We start from the raw sequence: 22,525 nt of genomic DNA, 5'->3' as shown, positions 1-22,525 counted from the left end.
CTTGCGGAGGGGGCAGGCTCGACAAGTCCGGCATTCAGGGCATGGCGAACAGGTGGAGCCCGCTGCATGGAGTTCCGACTGCTCGGGGAGGTCCAGCTGGCGGCCGGTGGTCGCCATCTCGACCTCGGTACCCCGAGACAGCAGGCTGTTCTGGCTGCTCTGGCGGTCGACGCCGGCCGGCCGGTGCCGATCGAGACGCTGGTCGACCGGGTGTGGAACGACGCGCCGCCGGTCGAGGCACGGAACGTTCTCTACTCGCATCTGAGCCGGATTCGTCAACTGCTGAACAACGCCGCCCAAGCCACTGGTATGACAGCGGGCATTGACCGCAGAAGCGCCGGATACGTTCTGGAAATCAATCCGGACCGAATAGATATGCACCGGTTCACGGCACTCGTCGAGCGCGGCAAAGACGCGCGAGTCGAAGACGACGAACGCGCTGCCGCGTTGTCCGAGGCATTACGGCTGTGGCGGGGCCCGCCGCTCGCCGGAATAAAGGGCGACTGGGGCGACCAGGTCCGGGACAGCTGGCACCGGCGCCGGCTGGAAGCGGTCGAGCTGTGGGGCGAGATCGAGCTGCGGACCGGCCGGTTCGACGCCGTCATCACCACTGTTCCCGACCTGGTCGACGAGTATCCGTTGGCCGAACAGCTGGAAGTGCTGGTGATCAAGGCGCTGCACGCGGCCGGCCGCGACGCCGAGGCCCTTGACCGGTTCGCCGTGGTCCGCCGTCGCCTCGCCGACGAACTCGGCGCGGACCCCGGCCCTGAACTGCGCGCCCTGCACGCCACGATCCTGCGCGGAGAGCCTCCGGTCAAGTCCGCAAAGGACAGTCCACTCTCGACTCCGGCGCAGCTGCCGCCGGACGTTCCGGGATTCGTCGGCCGGGCGAACGAACTGGGCCGGCTCGACGGCGTTCTGCGGGATGGCCCGCGGACGGTCCGGATCGTCACGGTCTCCGGGACCGCCGGGGTCGGCAAGACCGCGTTGGTCGTGCATTGGGCACACCGCGTCCGCCGCGAGTTCCCTGACGGCCAACTGTATTTGAACCTGCGCGGCTTCGACCCCGCCGGCTCGCCGGTGACCCCGGCCGAGGCGGTCCGCGGCCTGCTCGACAGTTTCGACGTGCCGCACCAACGTGTTCCGGCCGGTTTCGACGCCCAGGTCGGGCTCTGGCGGAGCGTGCTCGCCGACCGGCGGGTCCTGATCGTGCTGGACAACGCCCGCGACGCCGAGCAGGTCCGGCCGCTGCTGCCCGGCGCGCCCGGCTGCCTCGTGCTGGTGACCAGCCGCGACCTGCTCACCGGTCTGGTCGCCGCCGGCGCCCACCCGTTGCCCCTGGACCTGCTCGACTCCGCCGGGTCACGGGCTTTGCTCGCCGCCCGCGTCGGCGCGAACCGGGTGACGACCGAATCCGCCGCCGTGGACGACATCGTGGCCACGTGCGCCCGGCTGCCGCTGGCCCTGGCCGTGGTCGCCGCCCGCGCCGCCACCCATCCGCACTTCACGCTGACGGCGTTGGCCGGGCAGCTCAGCGCGGCCCGTGGCAGCCTGGACGAGTTCTCCAGCGCGGACCCGGCCACCGACCCACGCGCGGTGTTCTCGTGGTCGTATCTCCAGTTGACCGACGACGCCGCGCGGCTGTTCCGGCTGCTCGGCCTGCACGCCGGCCCGGACATCAGCACCCAGGCCGCCGCGAGCCTGGCCGGCCTGCCGGTCGCCAGAGCCCGCCGGCTGGTCGCGGAACTGGCGCGTGCCCACCTGATCGCGGAGTCCGCGCCGGGCCGGTTCACCTGCCACGACCTGCTTCGCGCCTACGCGGCGGAGGAAGCCGACCTGATCGAGTACGCGGCGGACCGGACCGCGGCGGTTCGACGCGTCCTCGCCCACTACATCCACAGCGCCAACAACGCGGACCGGCTGCTGGATCCCCGCCGCGAAGAACCACCGCCGCTCGTGGAGCTACCGCAGGATGTCACCCCAGAGCAGGTCGCCGACCGCGCTCAGGCGGAGGCGTGGTTCGCCGCCGAGCGTGCGGTGCTGCTCGGCGTCGTCCATCAGGGGCCTGAGTTCGACGCCGAGGTCTGGGAAGTCGTGTGGCTGGCCCGGCGTTTTCTGTTCCACCAGGGCCGGTTCCGCGACGAGAGCACTGCTCTCGCAGTTGCCTTGGCCGCCGCCCAACGACTGGGCGACCCGGTCAGACAGGCGTTCGCGCACTGCTATCTGGGCTGCATCGCGGTCTGGCTCGACCGGTATGACGAGGCTGCCGAAGGTTTCGACGCCGCCTTCGACCTGTACCGCGACGCGGCAGACCTGATCGGTCAGGCCTATGTGGAGCATTACCGGTCGTGGATGCTGGAACGACAGAACCGCATCGCCCAGGCGTCGACGCACGCCGAGCGAGCGTTGGAGCTGTTCCGGGCGGCCGGACACCGGGCCGGGCAGGCCAAGTGCCTGAACGCGGTCGGCTGGTTCCATGCCCTGCGGGGCGACCACGGCAAGGCCATCGACTACTGCGAGGAAGCCCTTACGCTGCAAACGGAACTCGGCGACCAGATCAACGCGGCCCAGACCTGGCACAGCCTCGGCTACTCGCACGAGCATCTCGGTCGGCACCAGCAAGCGGTCCGGTGCTACCAGACCGCCGTGAACCTGTTCCGTGAGAACAGCTACCGCCGCGGCGAGGCGATCGCGCTCACGTCCCTCGGTGAGACCCACCAGGTCATGGGCGACCTCGCCGCGGCCCGGCAAGCGTGGCAGGGTGCGCTTGACATCTACGACCAGCTGGGCAGTCCGGACGCCGAACAGCTACGGGCCAAGCTGGCGACCATCACACCGTAACCGAAAGGCACCACCATGGCTGACGACATAGCACGGGCGGAGATCTCCCGTCTCATGGCCACACTCGACCACGGGGAAGCGCTGGACATCTCCCAGAGAAAACTGTTGTGGGCGTTCCTCAACGCGGCCCGCTCGGTCGTGCAGGTCGTCGAACCGCCGGACGACTTCTCCTTCGTGGGTGAGTTCGGGGAGAGTTTCACGGCCGGTCCGGTTGACGCGGTCGAGTTCGCCGCGTCCCCTCGGCCGTCCGCGTTGATGATCATCAGGTGACAACGGTTCCAGGATGGATGGACGGGCCATGTGGCAGACCGCGTTGGTGTCGATGCCGTTCCGGCAGGCCGACCGCCCGTCCATCCAACTTGGACTGTTGAAGGCGATCGGTGAGGCGCGCGGCTTTCCGATCCGGACAGTGCACGCGAACCTGGACTTCGTGCGCAGGATCGGCATGGATCGGTACGCGGCCATCGCCGACCAACCACGCCCGCTGCTGGGCGACTGGTTGTTCGCAGTGGCGGCGTTCGGGCAGGACGCCCCCGAAGAGCGGCTGACCGACGACGAGGATCTGCTGCGGATCCGGGAGCAGGACGTGCCCGCGTACCTGGACGAGCTTGTCGAAGGGTTCCCGTGGCACGAGTTCCGGGTCGTCGGGTTCAGCTCGTCGTTCCAGCAGAACGTGGCGTCCTTCGCGTTGGCGCGTCGGCTGAAGGAACGGTACCCGGACTTGGTGACCGTGTTCGGCGGCGCGAACTTCGACGGTGAGATGGGCCTCGAACTGGTCCGGTCCATCGACTGCGTCGACTACGCCGTCATCGGTGAGGGGGACACGGCGTTTCCGGCGTTGCTGGAGGCGATCGAGGCGGGAACGGACCCTACATTGATTCCCGGTGTTTACAGCCGGGACGGCGGTACACCCCCGGCGCAACCACGCGACGGGCTCGACGATCTGCCGCCGCCGGACTACGACGAGTACTTCTCGCGCGCGGCCGAGTTGGGGTTGCCGACCAACGACGTCTGGTTGCCGTTCGAGTCGGCGCGCGGATGCTGGTGGGGCGCCAAGCACCACTGCACGTTCTGCGGGCTCAACGGCTCGACCATGCGGTTCCGCGCCAAGTCACCGTCCCGCGTGCTCGCGGAGTTCGCCACCCAGTCCCGACGGTACCGCACCTTCCGGTTCGAGGCCGTGGACAACATCCTCGACGTCAGGTACCTCACCGAGGTGTTCCCGGTGATCGCCACGGAACACCACGACTACCAGTTCTTCTACGAACTCAAAGCGAATCTGACCAGAGCACAGGTGCGAACCCTGGCGCGCGGCGGCGTCGTCCAGGTACAGCCGGGGATCGAGTCGCTCAGCTCGCACGTCCTTCGCCTGATGGACAAGGGTGTGCGAGCGGCCCAGAACGTCAACCTGTTGCGGTGGGCCAGATACTACGGAATCGGCGTCAGCTGGAACATCCTCTGGGGCTTCCCCGGCGAGACCGAGTACGACTACACAGCCCAGGCCGCGGCCGTGCCCCACCTCGTGCACCTGCAGCCGCCGGCCGGCGCCGACCGGGTGTGGCTGGAACGCTTCAGCCCGATGTTCAGCCAACCGGACAAGTTCCCCCTTGGCCCCCGACACCCCGACCGCAGCTACCGGATGATCTATCCGTCCACAGTAGACATATCCAGGGTCGCGTACTTCTACGACCACTCCCCGGACAACGCCCTGCCCGACAGCGTCTACGCCACGTTGGCCAAGGCTGTCGACGAGTGGGCGCACGCCTGGCAGGGCGCCACACCACCCAGCCTCACCTACCGAACCTCACCGGGCTACCTGGAGATCTACGACGCCCGCCACCCAGAACGAACCGGCACATACACCTTCCGCGACACCCTCGCCGACATCTACCTCGCCTGCGTCGACCGCCCCACCACCGCCCGCGCGGTGCACGGCAAACTCCAACTACGCCACCCGGTCGAAGCCGTCCAGGAAGCGTTCCACCAGTTCGCCGACCGCGGCCTGATGTTCCTCGACGGCGACCTCGCACTCTCCCTGGCGCTGCCGAGAACTCCGGGCCGGTAGTGGGGTTTTCGTTCGTGCGCTTCGTAGTATGGTTGCTGTGTGGACGACCGCTTCTCTGTGAGCTATGGCTCTGGCCGGGACCATGTCGCCGACGTCGCGCTGCCTCCTGGCGGGAACGGCAAAGCGCCGTTCGTGATCCTGTTGCACGGCGGGTTTTGGCGGGCTCAGTACGACCGCCAGTACCTGGTCAAGATGACGGACGCGCTCGTCGCGGACGGGTACGCGGTGGCCAATGTGGAGTATCGGCGGACCGGCGACGGCGGGGGATGGCCGGAGACGTTCGACGATGTGGCGTCCGCGCTGGACCAGCTGACGGACTTGATCGAGGAGCGGAGTCCGGGCCGCGTCGACTACGACAACGCGGCGTATGTCGGGCATTCGGCTGGTGGGCAGCTGGGATTGTGGGCCGCGCACCGCCCCGGCGCGCGGGTCGCCGGGGTGGTGGCGTTGGCGCCGGTCGCCGATCTGGCTGAGTCGCACCGGCTTGTGTTGGGTGAGGCCGCTGTCGCGGATCTGTTGGGTGGCGGGCCGGATGAGGTGCCGGACCGGTATGCCGCTGTCGACCCGGTTGCCCTTGGCGCGCCCAAGGTTCCTGTTGTCGTGGTGCACGGCGCAGAGGACGAGATGGTGCCGGCGGAGATCTCCCGCCGGTACCAGGCGACGGCCGGGTGCGCGCTGGTGGTGGTGCCGGAAGCGACCCATGTCGACGTCGTCAAGCCGGGATCGGTGGCGTGGCCGGCGGTTCGGGACGCGATCCGCCAGGTACTCGGCTAACTCGAGTGGAACATCCCGGCCACCAGGAAGGCCAGCTCAAGCGACTGCTGGGTGTTCAGCCGTGGGTCGCAGGCGGTCTCGTACCGTCCCGCGAGGTCCGCGTCGCCGATGTCCTGGGCACCGCCGAGGCATTCGGTGACGTCTTCGCCGGTCAGCTCCACGTGGATGCCGCCGGGGTGCGTGCCCAGACTTCTGTGCACCTCGAAGAAGCCCCGCACCTCGTCCACGATGTGGTCGAAGTGCCGGGTCTTGTAGCCGGTGGACGACGTGACTGTGTTGCCGTGCATGGGATCGCACTGCCAGATCACCTGATGTCCCGCGGCGGTCACCTTCTCGACGATCCCGGGCAGCACGTCCCGCACGCGGTCGCTGCCCATCCGGGAGATCAACGTCAGCCGGCCGGGAACCCCGTGCGGGTCCAGCCGTTCCACGTACTCCACGGCCTGATCGGCGGTGGTGGTGGGGCCGATCTTCACGCCGATCGGGTTGGCCACCATCTCGGCCAGCGCGATGTGCGCGCCGTCCAGTCGCCGGGTCCGTTCGCCGATCCAAAGGAAGTGCGCGGACAGGTCATATAAACGTGGCCCGTGGCGGGTGTCCAGCCGCAGCATCGACCGTTCGTAGTCCAGCAGCAGGGCTTCGTGGCTGGCGAAGATGGTGGTCTCGCCGATGCTCACGTCGTCCATCCCGCACGCGGACATGAACCGCAGCCCGCGGTCGATTTCCGCGGCCACCGCCTCGTAGCGTTCCCCGGCGGGGGAGTCGCGTACGAAGTCCTTGTTCCAGTTGTGCACCTCGTGCAGGTCCGCCATGCCAGACGACGTCAACGCCCGCACCAGGTTCATCGTGGCGCTCGCGTTGGCGTACGCCCGGATCATCCGCGTCGGGTCCGGGATGCGGGCTTCCGGCGTGGGGTCGAGCGAGTTCACGATGTCGCCCCGGTACGACGGCAGGCCGAGCGAGTCCGTGGGTGACGAACGCGGTTTGGCGTACTGGCCGGCGATCCGGCCCACCTTCACCACCGGGAGGCTGGCGCCATACGTGAGAACGACCGCCATCTGCAACAACGTCCGCACAGTGGACCGGACGTGCGGTTCGGTGTTGTCGGCGAACGTCTCCGCGCAGTCACCGCCCTGCACCACGAACGCGCGGCCGTGGGCGACTTCGGCCAGCTGCCGGCGCAACACGTCGACCTCGGCGGGCACGGTGATCGGTGGGGCGCACTCCAACTGCCGCCGTACCAAGGCGGTCCGCTCCGGGTCGGGCCAGGTCGGCTGCTGTTCGGCTGGTCGGGCGAGCGTCTCCCGGAGGCTTCTTCGCAGAACTGGTGGCAGTGACACCGCGCCGGGGGCCGGGTCGGCCGGCGGCGGCACCATCGCGTCGAGTGAATCGCCGGTCTGAGCGATGCTTTTCATAGCTACCTGATTCATCGGTCGACGTCCGGGAACGACGCCGTATTTCGGCGCGCGCCGGATGCGGTGGAATTCGATGGCAGGACCGCGGTCACGCGACCGCACGAACTCGGGAGCGCCTACCCCCTCCCCCAGGGCTCCGCTGGGCGATGCTACCCGAATATCACCCGAGAGAGCAGCCACTCAACCGATTGGTGGAGCAGGCCAATTGGCTGCCCACTACTTGCCAGGTGCATGGTTCGCAACCCATCGATTGATGGGTTGCGATCATCACGGGGGTCATGCCATGGTGTTGACCGAACTGGGGAGGACGAGTGTGCAATGAATCTCGCAACGCCGTCACAATTGATCTTGGGCATTGTTCGCTAAGCCTTCACCGGCCGTGGAGTTTTTTGTAATCCAGGTGACGGAAACATGCCTCAAATACCGTAGTGATCTTGCGCCGTCGAACACCTAGGGGAAGGGAAATCGGCCGCGAATCATGACCACTGAGACACGTTCACTTCCGAACGGCGTCGCGGGCTCGATCGTGCTCGCGACGGACTTGTCCACGCTGAGCAGGCCGGACCTGGAGAGACTGCGCGACAACAACCTGCACGCCATGCTCGCCGCGGCCGGTGCGAGCGACTCGGTCCGGCGGCGCTGGCCGGCGCTCGACCAGGTCACGGACGTCACCGACCTGGCCCGATTACCTGTGCTGGCGCCGCAGGACCTGGAGGCGGCCTGCCCGCCGAGGTCGGCCGAACTGCTCTTCGGCGACGGTGACGATGACGGGGGCCTGGTGATCCGGTCCAGCGGCACGTCCGGCCTGAACAAGGTCATGTACCACTCGTGGGAGTTCACCCGGCAGGTGAACCTGCTCGGCGCCCGCGGTGTTCGCGCCGCCGCGCCTGACCTGCCCCGCAAGGTCGCCAACTGTATGCATCCGGCCGAGCTCGGCGGCGCTTTCACGTTCGTGCACGACGTGCTGCGCCGCATCCGGGCGCTGGCCTTCCCGCTCGGCACGAAGCCGACGATCCCGCACGTTGCCGAACTGGTGGCCGAGCACGGCATAGACACAGTGGTCTCGTCACCCGCGTACGGCACCGATCTGATCGTCCGTGAACCCGGCCGCCACCTGCGGAATCTCCTCTATCTGGGCGAGCCGGTCGGGCCCGCGCGCCAAGAGCTGATCAAAGCGGTCGCGCCCGACGTGACGATCCGGTCGTTCGCGTACTCCACGACCGAGACGGGCCCGATTGGCTACCAGTGCCCCCACCTGGAACACGCCACCCACCACGTGCACGAGGACGCGGTCGTGGTGGAGATCGTGGACGAGACCACGGGCGAACCAGTGCCCGAGGGCAGTCCCGGAGCCGTGCTGGTGACGCCACTGTCCACGACCGGCATGGCGTTGTTCCGCTACTGGGTGGGCGACCGCGGCCGGTTGGGGCCGCCGGGCTGCGCGTGCGGCAGTTCGGCGCGGCTGCTCACGCTGCTCGGCCGGACCGGGCAGACACTCGTCGTCGACACCTGGAAAGTGTCCGCCGACCAGCTGATGGAACGGCTGACCGGGCTCGGTGTCACCGACCCGGCGGACTGCCAGTTCCAGGTGCTCTGGGATTTCCCGCACTACCAGGTGCGGTTGTTGCTGTCGCCGCGGACACCGGCCGGGCTGACCACGGCGATCGTCGCCGAGTCGCTGCACGAGGCCCACCACATCCACCAGGTGATCGCCGGCCCGCGCTGCGCCGGGTTCACGGTGGAACGGGTGGGCACCGAGATGTTCGCGCGGACCGAACGGGACAAGGTCCCGGTTCTCTACCAGAGGATGTGAGATGGTCGCTGACCGGTTGACGGAACTGCGCGAGGAGCTGGACGGGATAGACGGCCGGCTGCTCGACATAATCCGGCAGCGCATCGAGTGCTGCGTTCGGATAGCACACCACAAACGGGAACACAACGTTCCCATGATGCAGCCGCACCGGATCGGGATCGTGCAGAACCGAGCGGCCGAATATGGTTCGGTACATGGTATAGATCAGGATTTTCTTCGCCGCCTCTACACGGTGATCGTCGACGAGACGTGCCGGGTCGAGGACATTGTGATCGCCGATCCCACTGCCTGCTGATTTCTCGCCTCGTGGGGGGACTTCGAGGATGCGTACGCTTCTCATCGACAACTACGACTCATTCACGTTCAACCTGTACCAGTTTCTCGGGGAACTGGACGGACGGCCGCCAACGGTGGTCCGTAATGACGTGGACATCCGGGACATCAGGTTCGACGAGTTCGACAGCCTGGTGGTGTCACCCGGTCCGGGCCGTCCGGACCGGGACCGCGACTTCGGCCTGTGCGCCGCGGCCATCCGGGACAGCGGCCTGCCCACCCTCGGGGTCTGCCTTGGCCACCAGGGCATCAGCCACGTGTTCGGCGGGGTGGTGGAGCACGCGCCCGAGCCCATGCACGGCCGCGTCTCGTCCGTGATGCACACCGGTGTGGACGTGTTCAAAGGCCTTCCGCTGCCGCTGTCCGTGGTGCGGTACCACTCCCTTGCGTTGACGAAGGTGCCTGAGGACCTTGAGGTCATCGCGTGGGCCACGGACGGCGTGGTGATGGGTGTCCGGCACCGGACCAGACCGATCTGGGGCGTGCAGTTCCACCCGGAGTCGATCGGCACCGAGTACGGCCGGGAACTGCTCGCGAACTTCCGTGACCTCGCGCTGGCGCGCGGCGGCGACCGGACGCCAGCGGTGAGCCCGCCGGCGCCCGTGGAACAGATCAGGCTCAGGACACGGACGACGCTGCAGGTACACGTTCGCCAACTGCCCGCCCTGCCCGACCCCGAGGCGGTGCACCGGGAGCTGTTCGCCGGCTCGGCGCACAGCTTCTGGCTCGACAGCAGCTCGGTCGTTGACGGCCTGTCGCGGTTCTCGTTCCTCGGCGACGGCACCGGGCCGCTGGCCGAGTACGTCACCTACTCCGTTGCGGACCGCACGGTCAGCGTCTCCCGTGGCGATCGCACCGAACGCGTGCGGCAGCGCTTCTTCGACTTCCTCGACGAGCGGCTGCGTGAACGGACCGTGCCCGTGCCCGACGGGCTGCCGTTCGACTTCAACCTCGGCTATGTCGGTTATCTCGGCTACGAGTTGAAAGCCGAGACCACCGGCGACGACGTGCACAGGTCGGAGACGCCGGACGCGGCACTGCTGTTCGCCGACCGGATGGTGGTGCTCGACCACGTCGAGCGGGTGACGTATCTGTTGTCGCTCAGCGACAGCGACACCGAGCCGGCCACCGCCTGGCTGGCTGACACCGCGATCAGGCTGCTTTCGTTGCCGGAACAGGACTTGGCCGCGGACACCGACGTGCTGACCGTCGTGCCGGACCTGCCGGAGATCCGGCCGCGGCACGACAAGCCGGCGTACCTCGACCGGATCAACGAGTGCCTGGCGGAGATCCGGGACGGCGAGTCCTACGAGGTGTGTCTCACCAACATGGTCAGCGCGCCCGAACTCGCGGACCCGCTGTACACCTACACCCGGTTGCGCCGGGTCAGCCCGGTGCCGTACGGCGCGTTCCTGCACTTTCCGCACTTGTCGGTGCTGAGTTCGTCGCCGGAACGGTTCCTGTCGATCGGGGCGGACCGGGTGGCCGAGTCCAAGCCGATCAAGGGCACCCGGCCGCGCGGGACGACACCGCACGAGGACGAGCTGTTCCGGCAGGACCTGCGGGCGCACGAGAAGGACCGGGCCGAGAACCTGATGATCGTGGACCTGGTCCGCAACGACCTCAACGTGGTGTGCGAGGTCGGGTCTGTGCACGTGCCACTGCTGTTCGACGTGGAGACGTACGCGTCGGTGCACCAGTTGGTCTCCACGGTCCGCGGCACGCTCCGGCCGGCCGAGTCGGCGGTTTCCTGTGTCCGGGCGGCGTTTCCGGGCGGTTCGATGACCGGCGCGCCGAAGCGGCGAACGATGGAGATCATCGACCGGCTCGAAGAGGGCCCTCGGGGCGTGTACTCCGGGGCGCTCGGCTGGTTCTCGCTCGGCGGCGCGGCCGATCTCAGCATCGTCATCCGCACCATGGTGTCGGCCAACGGCCGGTGCACGTTCGGTGTGGGCGGCGCGATCGTGTCGCTGTCCGACCCCGAGGACGAGTACACCGAGACGGTCGTCAAGTCGCGCGCGATGTTGGCGGCGATGGCGGCGAGCATGACCGAGCAGGCCGAGTTGAGCCGATGAACGACACGGGACTCGATCGGTGCGTCGTCGTCGGAGGCGGCGCGGTGGGCGGCATGTTCGCCCGCCTGCTGCACCTGTCCGGCGCGCACGTCCTGGTCGTCGACACGATCGCCAGGCCGGACAACGGAATCCCGTTCCTGCAGGGCGACATCACCGACATCAACGGACCGCTGGCCGACCAGCTCGCCAGCGCGGACGTGGTGATCCTCGCGGTGCCGGAACGGGTCGCGCTCGTCGCGGTCAGGCCGCTGATCAAGGTGCTGACCGCCGGAACGTTGCTCGTCGACACGCTTTCGGTGAAGGCACGGATGATCGAGCTGGTCAGCGCGGCGGACGACCTTGAGGTGCTCAGCCTGAACCCGATGTTCGCGCCGTCGCTGGGCATCGAGGGCCGGCCGGTCGCGACCGTCACCGTCTATTCTGGACAACGGGGACAGCGGTTGCTGCGGCTCATCGAGAGCTGGGGCGGCAAGGTCGTGCACGTCCGCGACCACGACCGGCTCGCCGCCGCGTCCCAGGCGCTCACGCACACCGCCGTGCTCGCGTTCGGCCTCGCGCTCAGTCGGCTCGACGTGGACATCGCCGAGCTGGGCGCGGTCGCGCCACCGCCGCACGCGATGCTGCTCGGACTGCTGGCCCGGATCACGTCCGCCGAGCCGGAGGTCTACTGGGACGTCCAGGCCGGCAGCCAGGAGGCGGCCACGGCCCGCGCGGCACTGGCGGACGAGGTGCGGCGGTTCGCCGGGCGAGTGGACCGGTTCGCCGACTTCGCCGGTGTGCTGGCCGAATGCCGTGACCTCCTTGGCGAACACCGCGCGCACTACGCCGACGCCTGCGCGCGGGCTCTCACGGAGATGACCCGTCCGACCGAAGTGGGGGGAGACACGATGTCGTTGGCACAGCAGGAGCCGCATCCGACGAACTGGGTCGAGTCGCGGATCAGCAGGACGTCCGACTCGATGGACCGCGCCTTCGACGAAGGGCTGACCGGTCACGTCGTCACCGAGCGGCAGGGCAAGCAGGTCCGCCTGGAGGACGGCTCCACCGCGGTCGAGTTCGTCTCGTGTTCCTACATCGGCCTGGAAGAGCACCCGGATCTGGTGGCCGCCGCCGAGGCGGCGTTGCGGCGGTACGGCGCGCATCTTTCCTCCTCGCGCAACCGCATGCGGCCGGTGTACCTGGGCGAGCTGGAGGAGTTGCTGTCCGAAGTGTACGACCGGAACAAGGTCGTCGCGTTCACGTCGGTCGGCAACGTCCACTTGGGACTCCTGCCGTTGCTCGGCTCGGGGGCGCTGCCGAGCTACCCGGTGTCCGACAAGGGAGCCACGTTCGTCATCGACCGCACGGCACACGCCTCCATGCAGGTCATCCGCGGCATCCTGGAACAGATCGGCCCGGTTCACCGGTTCGACTCCGACGACAAACAGGCTCTCGCGGACATCCTCGCCGAAGCAGGCGCCGCCGGGCGGACGCCGATCGTGCTCGTCGACGGTGTCGGCTCGATGGGCGGGCTGATCGACGTGGTCGGCCTCCATGAGGCGGTCAAGCCGTACGGCGGCCACCTTTACGTCGACGACGCCCACGGGATCTCGATCGCCGGACGGCTGGGCGGCGGCTACGCCTTCGACGAGTTCGGCGACCACCTGCCGCCGAACGTGGTCATCGCCGGCTCGCTGTCCAAGGGGTTCGGCGGCTCGGGCGGCTTCGCGGTCGTGCCCAGCGACGACGACGTGCACGTACTGCGGAAGTTCGCGAACCCACTGGTGTTCGGCCACTCGATCATGGTCCCGATGCTCGCGGCCGACGTGGCCGCCGCCCGCCTGCACCTGTCCGGCGAGGTGGCCCGGCTGCAGGAACGCCTGTGGCACAACGCGAAAGTGTTCGACGATCTCACTGGCGGCCAGATGGTCAACGCCGGGTTGCGCTCGCCCGTGCGTGGGGCGCATTTCGCCACCGAAGAAGCCGGCTTCGCGGCGACGCGCCGGCTGAGGGCTGCGGGTGTGCTCGTGCTGCCCGCGTTCTTCCCGACCGTGGCCAAGGGCACCGGGCTGGTCCGGTTCGCCTTGTCCGCGCTGCACGAGCGTGAGCACTTGGAGACCGCGGCCGACGCTCTCGGGCTCGAACGTTCGCTCGTCACCAATCACTGATACCTCAAGAAGGGAATTCCCGTGTCACTCACTGAGTCGGACAAGCGGCCCTACGACGTCGTCGTGGTAGGCAACGGCGCGCTCGGTCTCTCGCTCGGCCTCACCCTTGCCAGGCGCAAGGTACGGGTCGCTGTGCTCGGCGAGCCGCACCGGCCGTGGGCCGCGTCGACGGCGGCGGGCGCGATGAACGGCTGCTTCGGCGAGGTCACCACCACCCTGGTGGCCAGCGACCACGGCCGGTACAAGCTGGACATGGACGTGCAGGCCCGGAAGATGTGGCCGGAGTGGTCCAAGCAGCTGGCCGACGAGACCGGCCAGCCGAACGTGCAGACCGCCGACGGCACGGTCGTCCACCTGAACACGGTCGGCAGCCCGGGGATCGACGAAGGCAACTACGCGGCCATCCGCACCCAGCTGGACAAGTACGAGGAGCCGTACGAGGACATCGATCCTGCGGACGTCGAGTGGATGGTCGCGCACGCCAGCCAGCGTTCGCTGAAGGCGTTCTTCATCCCGGGCGAGCACGCGGTCGACTCGCACCGGCTGCTCGACCAGCTGCAGCAGTCGTACCTGCTGGCGGGCGGGGTGCTGATCGCGGAGTCGGCGCTGCGGCTGGAGTACGCCGACGGCCAGATCCAGGGTGTGTCCCTCACCTCCGGGGAAACGGTGTCAGCCAAGGACGTGGTGCTCGCGGCCGGTGTCCGCTCGCAGGACCTGTTGGACACCGTCCCGGACATCGCCCGTCGGGTGCCGCGCCTGGTCAGCGGATACGGCGTGTCGGCGCTGATCGACACCGAGGACAACACCTCGCCGAAGAGCGTGATCCGGACGCCGAACCGCGCGTTCGCCTGCGGCCTGCACATCGTCCCGCGCGGCGACGGCAAGGTGTACGTGGGCGCGACGAACATCATCACGCCGGAACCGCAGGACACCCCGGTGCTGCGGGACGTGCAGTTCCTGCTGGACTGCGCGCACCGCCAGGTCCGGACCAACCTGTGGAACAGCGGCCTGAGCCGGCTGCAGGTCGGCAACCGGCCGGTGTCGCTGGACGCGTTCCCGCTGCTCGGCCAGACGGAGGGCCTGGCCGGCCTGTGGATGATGACCGGCACGTACCGCGACGGCCTGCACCTGTCGCCGCTGCTGGCCAAGGAGATGGCCGCGCGGATCCTGGGCGAGGAGCCGCAGCTCGAACTTGAGCGGTTCCGGCCGGTCCGGGCGCCGATCCAGCCGATGACCCGCGAGGAGGCGGTGGACCAGGCGGTCACGCACATGCTCGCCACCGGCTGGGAGTACAACTGGCAGGTGACGGTCGACTGGCCGGTCATCGTCGAGTACAACATGCGACCCTCGTACACCAAGTGGGCGGAGGACTTCGACCCGCAGTTCGTTCCGCCGCCCGAGCTCCTGGCCGCGTCCCGGATCCACCCGAGCCTGGTCAAGATGCTCCGCGACTACTACGAGGCCAGCCGCACCGGCGTGTGAGTTTCCCCCAGTAACAACGAAGAGAACGAGGTCTGGAGTGTCCACTCGGGAGGATCAGCCGGGGCTGCCCCGTCGCGAGTTGCTTCGCCGGGGCGGCAAGTTGGCCGCCGTGGGCGGCGCGGCGCGGCTCGGATCCGCGATCGCGCCTGGTGAAGCGGTCGCGGACAGCGCCGCGGACCGCGCGGTGGAAGACGCTGTGGCCGTCCATGAGGGATCGAGCATCCGCGCGGTGTCGTCGCCGGACGGGCAGATGATCGCGATGGACGCGCTCAACGCGATCTGGCTGGTCCCGCTCGACGGCGGGCCGGCCCGCCGGCTGACCGACGACGTGCAGGACGCCACCCAGCCGGACTGGTCGCCGGACGGGAAGAGCCTGGTGTTCCAGTCGTTCCGGGACGGCGTCTACAACCTGTGGCGGATCGGCGTGGACGGTTCGGCCCCGCGCCAGCTGACCCGGGGTCCCGGCTACGACCTGGAGCCCCGGGTCTCGCCGGACGGGAAACTCGTCGCGTACTCCTCCGACCAGGGGCAGAAGGACCGGATCTGCCTGGTGGACCCGGCCACCGGGCAGACCAGGGTGGCCGCCGAAGGGAACCACACGTTCACCATGCCGTCGTGGTCGCCGGACGGCACCAAGCTTGTGTACGTTGTAGACTACTCGGTGATCGAGGTCGTCGAGCTCGCGTCCGGCAACCGGCAGCAGCTGGTCACGGCGACGGGCGAGACGTCCCTGTACGGCCCGCAGTTCGCGCCGGACGGCAAGACGCTCGGCTACGTGCGGGTGACCGGCCCGACCGCCGAGCTGGTGGTCGGCGACAAGGTGGTGAGCGAGCACGAGGACGTGTCGCCGTTCGCGCCGGACTGGTTGTCCGACAAGGAGATCATGTACACCGCGGACGGCCGGATCCGCCGTCGGGTGCTCGGCGGCGAGGTCAAGGACGTCGCGTTCACCGCGGTCGTCCCGCTCGCCCGGCGGCGGTACCGTCGCCGGCCCACCGACTTCACCGCCCGGGGTCCGTTCGACGTCAAGGGGATCGCCGGCCCGGTGCTGTCCCCGGACGGCCGGCAGGTCGCGTTCCGGGCGCTGAACAGCTTGTGGCTGCTGCTGATCGGTGGCCGGCCGCGGAAGATCGTGGCGGATGGGTTCTTCAACACTGATCCCGACTGGGCTCCCGACGGTCGCTCGCTGGTGTACGTGAGCGACCGCGCGGGCACGGCGAACCTGTGGCGGTACGACCTGGCCACCGGGAAGTCCGACCGGCTCACCGACCTGCCCAACGCGCAGATCACCCCGCGCTTCTCCCCGGACGGCAAGAAGATCGCCTACCAGGACGAGAGCGGCGCGACCTGGGTGTTCGACCTTGCCGCCAACACGGCGAGCAAGGTCGTGGCCGCGATGTACCAGCCGGGCCGGCCGACCTGGTCGCCGGACGGCACCATGCTCGCCCTGGCCGCGATCCGGCCGTACTCCCGGCGGTCCCGCGCGGGACACAACCAGGTCCTCATCGTCGACCTGCGTACCAACGAGATCCGCTACCAGCCGGTGGCCACCGACCGGTCGATCGCCACCCGCGGCGACGACGGTCCGGTGTGGACAGTCGACGGCAGGTACCTGGTCTTCGCGATGGAGAGCCTGGTGTGGCGCGTTCCGGTGGACCGGACCGGGAAGATCACCGGGCCGCCCCGGCAGCTCACCGACGAGGTCAGCGACTCGGTCTCGGTCAGCGCCGACGGAAAGACCGTGCTGTACCTGTCGAACGGCGCCCTGCGCACGGTCGACATCGACGGCGGACACGGCTGTACCGTGCCCGTGAACCTGACCTGGCGGCCGGTGTCCTCGCCGGACCGGGTGGTGATCCGCGCCGGCGCCATCTGGGACGGCACGAGCGCCGAGTTGCGTCGCCACGTCGACCTGGTGGTCCAGGACGGCCGGATCGCCGCTGCCCTGCCCAGAGCCGGCAACATCGCCGGCCACGTGATCGACGCGTCCGGGCTGACGGTCATGCCCGGCCTGATCGACACGCACAACCACTGGCACCTGCGCGGCCGGCAGTGGGGTGACCGCAGCGGCCGGCTCTGGCTGGCGTACGGCGTCACCACCAGCCGCTCGCCGGGTGATCCCGCGTACCAGATGGTCGAGACCCGGGAGTCGCTCGCGGCCGGAGCCCGGGTGGGGCCGCGTTATCTGGGCACGGGTGAGGCACTGGACGGCACCCGCGCGTACTACAACTTCATGCGTCCGGTGTTCACGTTTGAGCAACTGCAACGTGAACTCGACCGCGCGCGGGGACTCGACTACGACCTCGTCAAGGCGTACATGCGGATGCCGGTGTCGTTCGAGCAGCACGTGGTGCGGTGGGCGCATGACCGTGGCATCCCTGTCACGTCCCACTATCTGTATCCGGCCGCGCACACCGGTCACGACGGCCAGGAACACACCGGCGGCGGCAACCGGCTCGGTTACTCGCGCACGTTGAGCTTCGCGGCGGGCAAGACCGCGTCCGACTCGGTCGCGATCCTCGCGGCGAGCGGGATGTGGATCTCCACCACCACGTTGTTCGCCAGCGAGATGTTCATCGGCGACCGGTCGCTGCTCGACGACGAACGCACCAAGGTGCTGTTCCCGGACTGGGAGTACCAGCGCCTGCTGCAGAAGGCGGCGGACGCCGACGGCGGGCCAGGGTCGGACATCAACCACGCCTACACCGTGGGCGATGTCGACATGTTGCTTCGCGTGCACCGCGCGGGCGGGCTGGTGGTGATCGGCACCGACGCCGCGCTGGACGACATCGGCATCAGCCTGCACCAGAACCTGCGGGCGATGGTGAAATACGGCTTCACCCCGCGCGAAGCCCTGGTCACCGCGACCGGCAACGCCGCCAAGTGCCTGGGGCTTGACGACCAGATAGGCTCGATAGCGGTCGGTAAACTCGCCGATCTTGCTTTTGTGGAAGGCAATCCCCTGCAGGACATCCACGCCGCCGCGGCGGTGCGGACGGTGATGGTGGGCGGGCGTCCCACGACCGTGCCCGAGCTGCTCGCACCGTTCCGCGCCGCCGCGGCTGCGACCACTACTGGCACCCGGCTGAACCCGGCTGCCCGCGCCGCTGGCACGGACGACTACTACTGGCACGAACCGGAATGGGCCCACAACGGATGTTGTCGGGCACGGTGAGGAGACTGCGTACATGCGCGCGTACGGCGCCCTGCTGAAGGTTCCCGGCGCCGCGGCTTTCGTCGTCGCCGGCTTCATCGGCCGGATCCCGATGTCGATGCGGACCCTCGGCTGCCTGCTGCTGGTCCAGGCCGTGTCCGGCTCGTACGCCCTGGCCGGCACGGTGGCCGGGACGTTCGGGCTCTGTAACGCGGTTTCGGCGCCGTTACTGGCCCGGCTGGCCGACCGGCGCGGCCAGCGGCCGGTGATCCTGTGGACGACCCTCGTGCACACCTGTGGTGTCGTGGCGGTCGTCCTCGTGGTGGTGTCCGGAGCGCCGGCGTGGACGTACTTCCCGGTGACGGTCGTGGCCGGGGCGTCCGCGCTGCCACTGGGATCCCTGGTACGGGCCAGGTGGAGCGCGGTGCTGGACGACGGGAAGCGGATGCCGACCGCGTACGCGTTGGAGGCGGTGCTCGACGATGTCGTGTACATCGTCGGCCCGCTGCTGGTGGTGTGGCTCGCCGTGGACGTCTTCCCCAGCGCTGGTCTGATCGGCGCGATCACGTTGACGGTCGCCGGCTCGATGGTGATGGCGATGCTGCGCCGGTCCGAACCGCCCGTGCACCCGACCGCGGGCCGTGTCCGGATCGGCGTGATCCGCCTGCGCGGCATGCCTTTGCTGACCTTGGGCTACCTGGCCACCGGCACCTTGCTCGGCGCGGCGGACGTCGGTGTGATCACGTTCGCCGGCCACCACGGCCAACCCGACCTGGCCGGCCTGTTGCTGGCGTTGATGATCGTCGGGAGCATGGTGGCCGGGTTCGCGTACGGCATGGTCGAGTGGGACGCGCCGCTGCCGCGCAAGCTCCTGGCCACCAACGTGTTGCTGTGCCTCACGATGGCGCCGCTGATGTTCGTCGACACGGTCGGCGCGATGGTCGGCTTCGTCATCCTCTCCGGGGTCGGGATCTCACCGGTGCTGATCACGGGCAGCTCACTGGTCGGCTCGATCGTGCCGCGGGAGTCGCTCGCGGAGGGCTTCGCCGTGATCGGCAGCGCGCTCACTTTGGGCATGTCCGCGGGCAACGCGGTCGCCGGTGCGCTGGCCGACCACAGTTCCAGCGCCGTGGTGTTCGGATTCACGGTGGGCTGCGGCGCGGTGGCCGCCCTCGCGACCATCACCGGCACCCGCTCGCTCACCCCTGAGCCCGACCCGGTTCCTGCCACCGCCGCGGAGTAGCCGTGTTCATAGTCAAGGAACCGATCCGGACCGAGCGGCTGCTGCTGCGCCCGTTCACCGAGGACGACCTGGAACCGCTGTACGCGATCCAGGGCCGTGAAGACGTCCACGAGTACCTGTACACGTCGCCACGGACCCGGGACGAGGTCCGGGAGCGGCTCGCCGAGCGGGTCACGTACACCAAGCTGGCCGCGGAAGGGGACATCCTCTTGTTGGCCGTCATGCTGGGCGACACCCTAATCGGCGACGTCCACCTCAGGTGGGTGAACGAGGAGCACAAACAGGGCGAGGTCGGGTACGTGCTGCACCCCGACCACCGCGGCAAGGGATACGCGGCCGAAGCAACCCGGCCGCTGATCGTCGTGGGCTTCGAAACACTTGGCCTGCACCGGATCGCCGCACACATGGACGGCCGCAACACCGCGTCCGCGCGGGTTGTGGAGAAGTTGGGGATGCGGCACGAGGCGCACCTCGTCGAGAACGAGTTCGTCAAGGGCGAATGGACCGACGAAGTGGTCTACGCCATGCTCGCCCGCGACTGGGTACAGCCGCATCCCCGGTGACCACTAGCTTCGGTGTGCGGTCGCGCCGGCGCCGTTGACCAGGACCTGCGCGCTGTTGTGGTACGTCACCTGGGCGTTGGCGCCGTTGACGATGATCCGGCTGGCCGCGTCGATCTCGACGTGGCTGCCGGCGCCGTTGACCAGGACGTTGGCGCACTGGCCGGTGAGGTGGACGGTGCTGCCGGCGCCGTTGATCGCCACATTGGCACCGGTGCAGCTGTAGGTTCCGCTGGCGTGGTCGTTGAAGATGGCCGGTGCCTTCGGGGCGTCACCTGCCGCTGACGTCGGGGCCGCGGTGTGCGTCGCTGTGGCGGGCGGTGCCGCCACGGTGGTTTCGGACTGAGTGGACGGGGGCGCCGTGGACGCCGCGGCGGGCACCGGGTTCAGGTGCCCGGCGCAGTCTCCTGTCGCCGTACCGTCCGGGCAGGTCGCGCCCGTCCACACCGGACCGTTCAGCTGGGCGTTGCCCAGGGTGGCGCCGCGCAGGTCGGCGTTGGTGAAGTCCGGGAAGTTCAGCGTGCTGCCGTCGAACACCGCGCCCATCAGGTTGGCGTGCGTGAAGATCACCTTGTTCAGAGTGGACGACGTGAAGCGCGCCCCGGCCAATTGGCTGTCCCGCAGGTTCACCTGGTTCATGGTCAGGTGGTCGAACACCGCGCACGACAGTTGCTGCGCGGACATGTCGGTCATGTTCATCGGTCCGCCGCTGGTCACCGCGCGGCCGGAACCGGGCTGACACGACGCGCCCACCGCGGCGGGGGCGACTTGCGGCGACGTCACCACCGGTGCCGCAGTGTTGGTTCCCGCGGTGGTGGTGCACCCTGTCACCAGGGATAACGCCACTAGTGCGCCGATTGCCGTCCGTGCCATCGATGTTGTCCTTTCCTCCACCCGATTTCGGAGGACAACCTGCCAACGCGGCGACCGCACACCAAGGGTCTACTCTGCCAATCCATGGACCGGGCCCGCCACGGAGCCGCCACCCACACGGTCGTGACCGTGTACCAGATCTTGCAGGAAGCGCTGCGCGGCGGCATAAGCCGAGGTGAACTGCGTGCGCTGACCGGGTTCTACCCGGACGAGCTGACCGACTTCGCCCAACGCCTGCCCGCCGCGCGGTTGTTCGAGGTGTGGGAGACGATCATGAGACGTGTCAACGATCCCGGTTTCCCGTTGCGCGTCGCCCGTAACGGCTTTACGGATGCCCGCAGCCCCGTGACCTACCTGGCTGCCGCCTGCGCCACCGTTCGGGACAGCATCATCACGGCCGCCGAGAGCACCACCGCCTGGACCACCGCGTACACCCTGATCGCCGTCGAACGGCCCGGCGGGATCAGCATCGTGCTTGACGGGCTCTCGCCGGACCGGCTCGGCACCCGGTGCGAGGCGGAGTTCCAGATCGCCGACTTCCTCACCGGATTCCACAGCGAGTTCGGCGAGGACTTCACCGCGCCGAGGGTCGCCTTCACCCACCCCGCGCCGTCCGACACCGCCGAGCACCGCGCGTACTTCGGCCCCGGCCTCGTCTTCGACGCCATGCACACCGAGATCCTCGTGCCCGCCGACATTCTCGACCTCCCGGTGAGCACCGCCCGGCCCGGCCTGGCCGACGCGCTCACCGATCACATCGCCGGCCTGCGGGCCACCCACGACGTGGCGCCCTCGTACGCCTTGCAGGTGCGGGAATGGCTGCTGCGACACTTCCTCAGCGGGAAACCGTCGACCGTCGCCACGGCGGCGAAAGCCCTCGCGGTCAGCGAACGCACCCTGCACCGCCGGCTCGCCGAGGAAGGGACGACGTTCCGGTCGGTGTGCGAGGCCACCCGTCGTCAGCTCGCGACGGACCTGGTCCGCAGCAGTCCCCGGGCGTTCAAGGAAATAGCGTCTCTGGTCGGATTCGCCGACCCACGGTCCTTCCACCGCGCGTACTTGCGTTGGACCGGAACGACTCCAGGCCGTGACCGGGTCTCCACGGCTACTCGGCAGTTCTGAGCCCGGTCAGGATGACGCGCAGGTTCCGGCGCCACTGGTCGGGCTTGGGGGTGAGGCCGATGGTGTGGTCCGCGGGGATCGCGGTGGCCAGCACGAACGGGACATCACGCCAGTCGACGTCACCACGGATCACACCGGTGTCCTGGGCCCGCCGGACGAGCTGGCGCATCGCGCGCCGCAGGCGGGTGATCCTCGGCTCCAGGTCCAGGTGGGCACCGGCACCGGACAACGCGTCGTGCAGGCCGCAGCTGGACGCCCGCAACCGGACGTAGTCCTCGGCGAAGTCGACGAACCCCTGCCAGGGGTCGGGGTCGTCGAGCGCCCGCCAGGCCCGGTCGGTCATCTCCTCGATGGTGTCGGTGAGGATCGCCGCCAGCAGCGCGTCCAGCGATGGAACCCGCCGGTAGAGCGTGCCCAGGCCCACGCCGGCGCGGTTCGCGACGTCCCGCGTGGTGGCGTCCAGCCCCTGTTCGTCGAGGACCTGCCGGGCCGCGGCGATCAACCGTTCGGCGTTGCGCCGCGCGTCGGCCCTGGGAGCGTTCCCGCTCTGCGTGAGCAGCGCGTCCACAGCGGAGTCCATACCCAGGAGTCTACTCAACCGGAACAAGGCGTTCCGCTTCTGGTACCG

16 protein-coding genes are annotated in these 22,525 nt (G+C 68.9%); 13 read left to right on the top strand and 3 right to left on the bottom strand.

Annotation, left to right across the window (positions count from 1 at the left end):
- Positions 1–66 precede the first annotated feature (66 nt).
- Genes EV192_RS13075 through EV192_RS13060 form a run of 4 tightly spaced genes read left to right on the top strand, consistent with a single transcriptional unit; the run spans position 67 to position 5,680 of the window.
- A complete protein-coding gene (locus EV192_RS13075) occupies positions 67–2,841 on the top strand; it encodes an AfsR/SARP family transcriptional regulator (protein WP_132114745.1) in 2,775 nt (924 codons plus the stop codon).
- A 15-nt stretch (positions 2,842–2,856) separates the two neighbouring features.
- A complete protein-coding gene (locus EV192_RS13070; protein ID WP_132114743.1) occupies positions 2,857–3,111 on the top strand; it encodes a hypothetical protein in 255 nt (84 codons plus the stop codon).
- 13 nt (positions 3,112–3,124) lie between these two features.
- Entirely contained in the window at positions 3,125–4,906 is a 1,782-nt protein-coding gene (locus EV192_RS13065; protein WP_132114741.1) for a RiPP maturation radical SAM C-methyltransferase, read from the top strand.
- Positions 4,907–4,945: 39 nt separating this feature from the next.
- Complete coding sequence (locus EV192_RS13060; protein ID WP_132114739.1) at positions 4,946–5,680, top strand: alpha/beta hydrolase family protein; 735 nt, start codon at positions 4,946–4,948, stop codon at positions 5,678–5,680.
- Here the strand turns inward: EV192_RS13060 and EV192_RS13055 are convergent.
- Complete coding sequence (locus EV192_RS13055; protein ID WP_132115355.1) at positions 5,677–7,056, bottom strand: class II 3-deoxy-7-phosphoheptulonate synthase; 1,380 nt, start codon at positions 7,054–7,056, stop codon at positions 5,677–5,679. The two genes, EV192_RS13060 and EV192_RS13055, sit on opposite strands and share 4 nt — an antisense overlap.
- Positions 7,057–7,573: 517 nt before the next feature.
- Between EV192_RS13055 and EV192_RS13050 the strand changes: the two genes are divergently transcribed.
- From EV192_RS13050 to EV192_RS13015, 8 genes are read left to right on the top strand one after another with little or no spacing between them, the layout of a single operon-like run.
- On the top strand, positions 7,574–8,908 hold the full coding sequence (locus EV192_RS13050) for a phenylacetate--CoA ligase family protein (protein WP_132114737.1): 1,335 nt from the start codon (positions 7,574–7,576) through the stop codon (positions 8,906–8,908).
- Position 8,909: 1 nt separating this feature from the next.
- A complete protein-coding gene (locus tag EV192_RS13045; protein ID WP_132114735.1) occupies positions 8,910–9,203 on the top strand; it encodes a chorismate mutase family protein in 294 nt (97 codons plus the stop codon).
- 28 nt (positions 9,204–9,231) lie between these two features.
- Positions 9,232–11,316 (top strand): aminodeoxychorismate synthase component I, encoded by a 2,085-nt coding sequence (gene pabB, locus EV192_RS13040; protein ID WP_132114733.1) that lies wholly within the window; start codon positions 9,232–9,234, stop codon positions 11,314–11,316.
- Positions 11,313–13,463, top strand: coding sequence for an aminotransferase class I/II-fold pyridoxal phosphate-dependent enzyme (locus EV192_RS13035; protein ID WP_132114731.1), 2,151 nt, complete (start codon positions 11,313–11,315; stop codon positions 13,461–13,463). The genes pabB and EV192_RS13035 overlap by 4 nt, the downstream gene beginning before the upstream one ends.
- A 21-nt stretch (positions 13,464–13,484) precedes the next feature.
- The gene (locus tag EV192_RS13030) at positions 13,485–14,945 is read left to right on the top strand and encodes an NAD(P)/FAD-dependent oxidoreductase (RefSeq protein WP_132114729.1); all 1,461 of its coding nucleotides are present in this window, start codon (positions 13,485–13,487) and stop codon (positions 14,943–14,945) included.
- A gap of 37 nt (positions 14,946–14,982) precedes the next feature.
- Positions 14,983–18,120 carry an amidohydrolase family protein gene (locus tag EV192_RS13025; RefSeq protein ID WP_243726800.1) on the top strand — a complete coding sequence of 1,046 codons (3,138 nt, stop codon included), beginning with the start codon at positions 14,983–14,985 and terminating at the stop codon, positions 18,118–18,120.
- Between the two features lie 13 nt (positions 18,121–18,133).
- Positions 18,134–19,342 (top strand): MFS transporter, encoded by a 1,209-nt coding sequence (locus EV192_RS13020; protein WP_132114727.1) that lies wholly within the window; start codon positions 18,134–18,136, stop codon positions 19,340–19,342.
- 2 nt (positions 19,343–19,344) lie between these two features.
- A complete protein-coding gene (locus EV192_RS13015) occupies positions 19,345–19,905 on the top strand; it encodes a GNAT family N-acetyltransferase (protein WP_132114725.1) in 561 nt (186 codons plus the stop codon).
- A gap of 3 nt (positions 19,906–19,908) precedes the next feature.
- Here EV192_RS13015 and EV192_RS13010 read toward each other — a convergent pair whose 3' ends face one another.
- A complete protein-coding gene (locus EV192_RS13010; RefSeq protein WP_132114723.1) occupies positions 19,909–20,775 on the bottom strand; it encodes a DUF3060 domain-containing protein in 867 nt (288 codons plus the stop codon).
- An 84-nt stretch (positions 20,776–20,859) separates the two neighbouring features.
- Here EV192_RS13010 and EV192_RS13005 point away from each other — a divergent pair, with 84 nt between their 5' ends.
- A complete protein-coding gene (locus EV192_RS13005; RefSeq protein WP_132114721.1) occupies positions 20,860–21,897 on the top strand; it encodes an AraC family transcriptional regulator in 1,038 nt (345 codons plus the stop codon).
- Here EV192_RS13005 and EV192_RS13000 read toward each other — a convergent pair.
- Positions 21,881–22,477, bottom strand: coding sequence for a TetR/AcrR family transcriptional regulator (locus tag EV192_RS13000; protein ID WP_132114719.1), 597 nt, complete (start codon positions 22,475–22,477; stop codon positions 21,881–21,883). The two genes, EV192_RS13005 and EV192_RS13000, sit on opposite strands and share 17 nt — an antisense overlap.
- Positions 22,478–22,525: the final 48 nt, after the last annotated feature.

The organism is Actinocrispum wychmicini, from assembly GCF_004345645.1.
Classification (GTDB): domain Bacteria; phylum Actinomycetota; class Actinomycetes; order Mycobacteriales; family Pseudonocardiaceae; genus Kibdelosporangium; species Kibdelosporangium wychmicini.
The sequence above is the reverse complement of the archived record's forward strand: the minus strand, read 5'-3'. Positions and strand labels throughout refer to the sequence as shown.

Bases quoted from the DNA above. Each gene is read 5' to 3' on its own strand.
- EV192_RS13075 (WP_132114745.1), top strand. From the start codon at position 67: ATGGAGTTCCGACTGCTCGGGGAGGTCCAGCTGGCGGCCGGTGGTCGC.
- EV192_RS13070 (WP_132114743.1), top strand. From the start codon at position 2,857: ATGGCTGACGACATAGCACGGGCGGAGATCTCCCGTCTCATGGCCACA.
- EV192_RS13065 (WP_132114741.1), top strand. From the start codon at position 3,125: ATGGATGGACGGGCCATGTGGCAGACCGCGTTGGTGTCGATGCCGTTC.
- EV192_RS13055 (WP_132115355.1), bottom strand. From the start codon at position 7,056: ATGGTGCCGCCGCCGGCCGACCCGGCCCCCGGCGCGGTGTCACTGCCA.
- EV192_RS13050 (WP_132114737.1), top strand. From the start codon at position 7,574: ATGACCACTGAGACACGTTCACTTCCGAACGGCGTCGCGGGCTCGATC.
- EV192_RS13045 (WP_132114735.1), top strand. From the start codon at position 8,910: ATGGTCGCTGACCGGTTGACGGAACTGCGCGAGGAGCTGGACGGGATA.
- pabB (WP_132114733.1), top strand. From the start codon at position 9,232: ATGCGTACGCTTCTCATCGACAACTACGACTCATTCACGTTCAACCTG.
- EV192_RS13035 (WP_132114731.1), top strand. From the start codon at position 11,313: ATGAACGACACGGGACTCGATCGGTGCGTCGTCGTCGGAGGCGGCGCG.
- EV192_RS13020 (WP_132114727.1), top strand. From the start codon at position 18,134: ATGCGCGCGTACGGCGCCCTGCTGAAGGTTCCCGGCGCCGCGGCTTTC.
- EV192_RS13010 (WP_132114723.1), bottom strand. From the start codon at position 20,775: ATGGCACGGACGGCAATCGGCGCACTAGTGGCGTTATCCCTGGTGACA.
- EV192_RS13005 (WP_132114721.1), top strand. From the start codon at position 20,860: ATGGACCGGGCCCGCCACGGAGCCGCCACCCACACGGTCGTGACCGTG.
- EV192_RS13000 (WP_132114719.1), bottom strand. From the start codon at position 22,477: ATGGACTCCGCTGTGGACGCGCTGCTCACGCAGAGCGGGAACGCTCCC.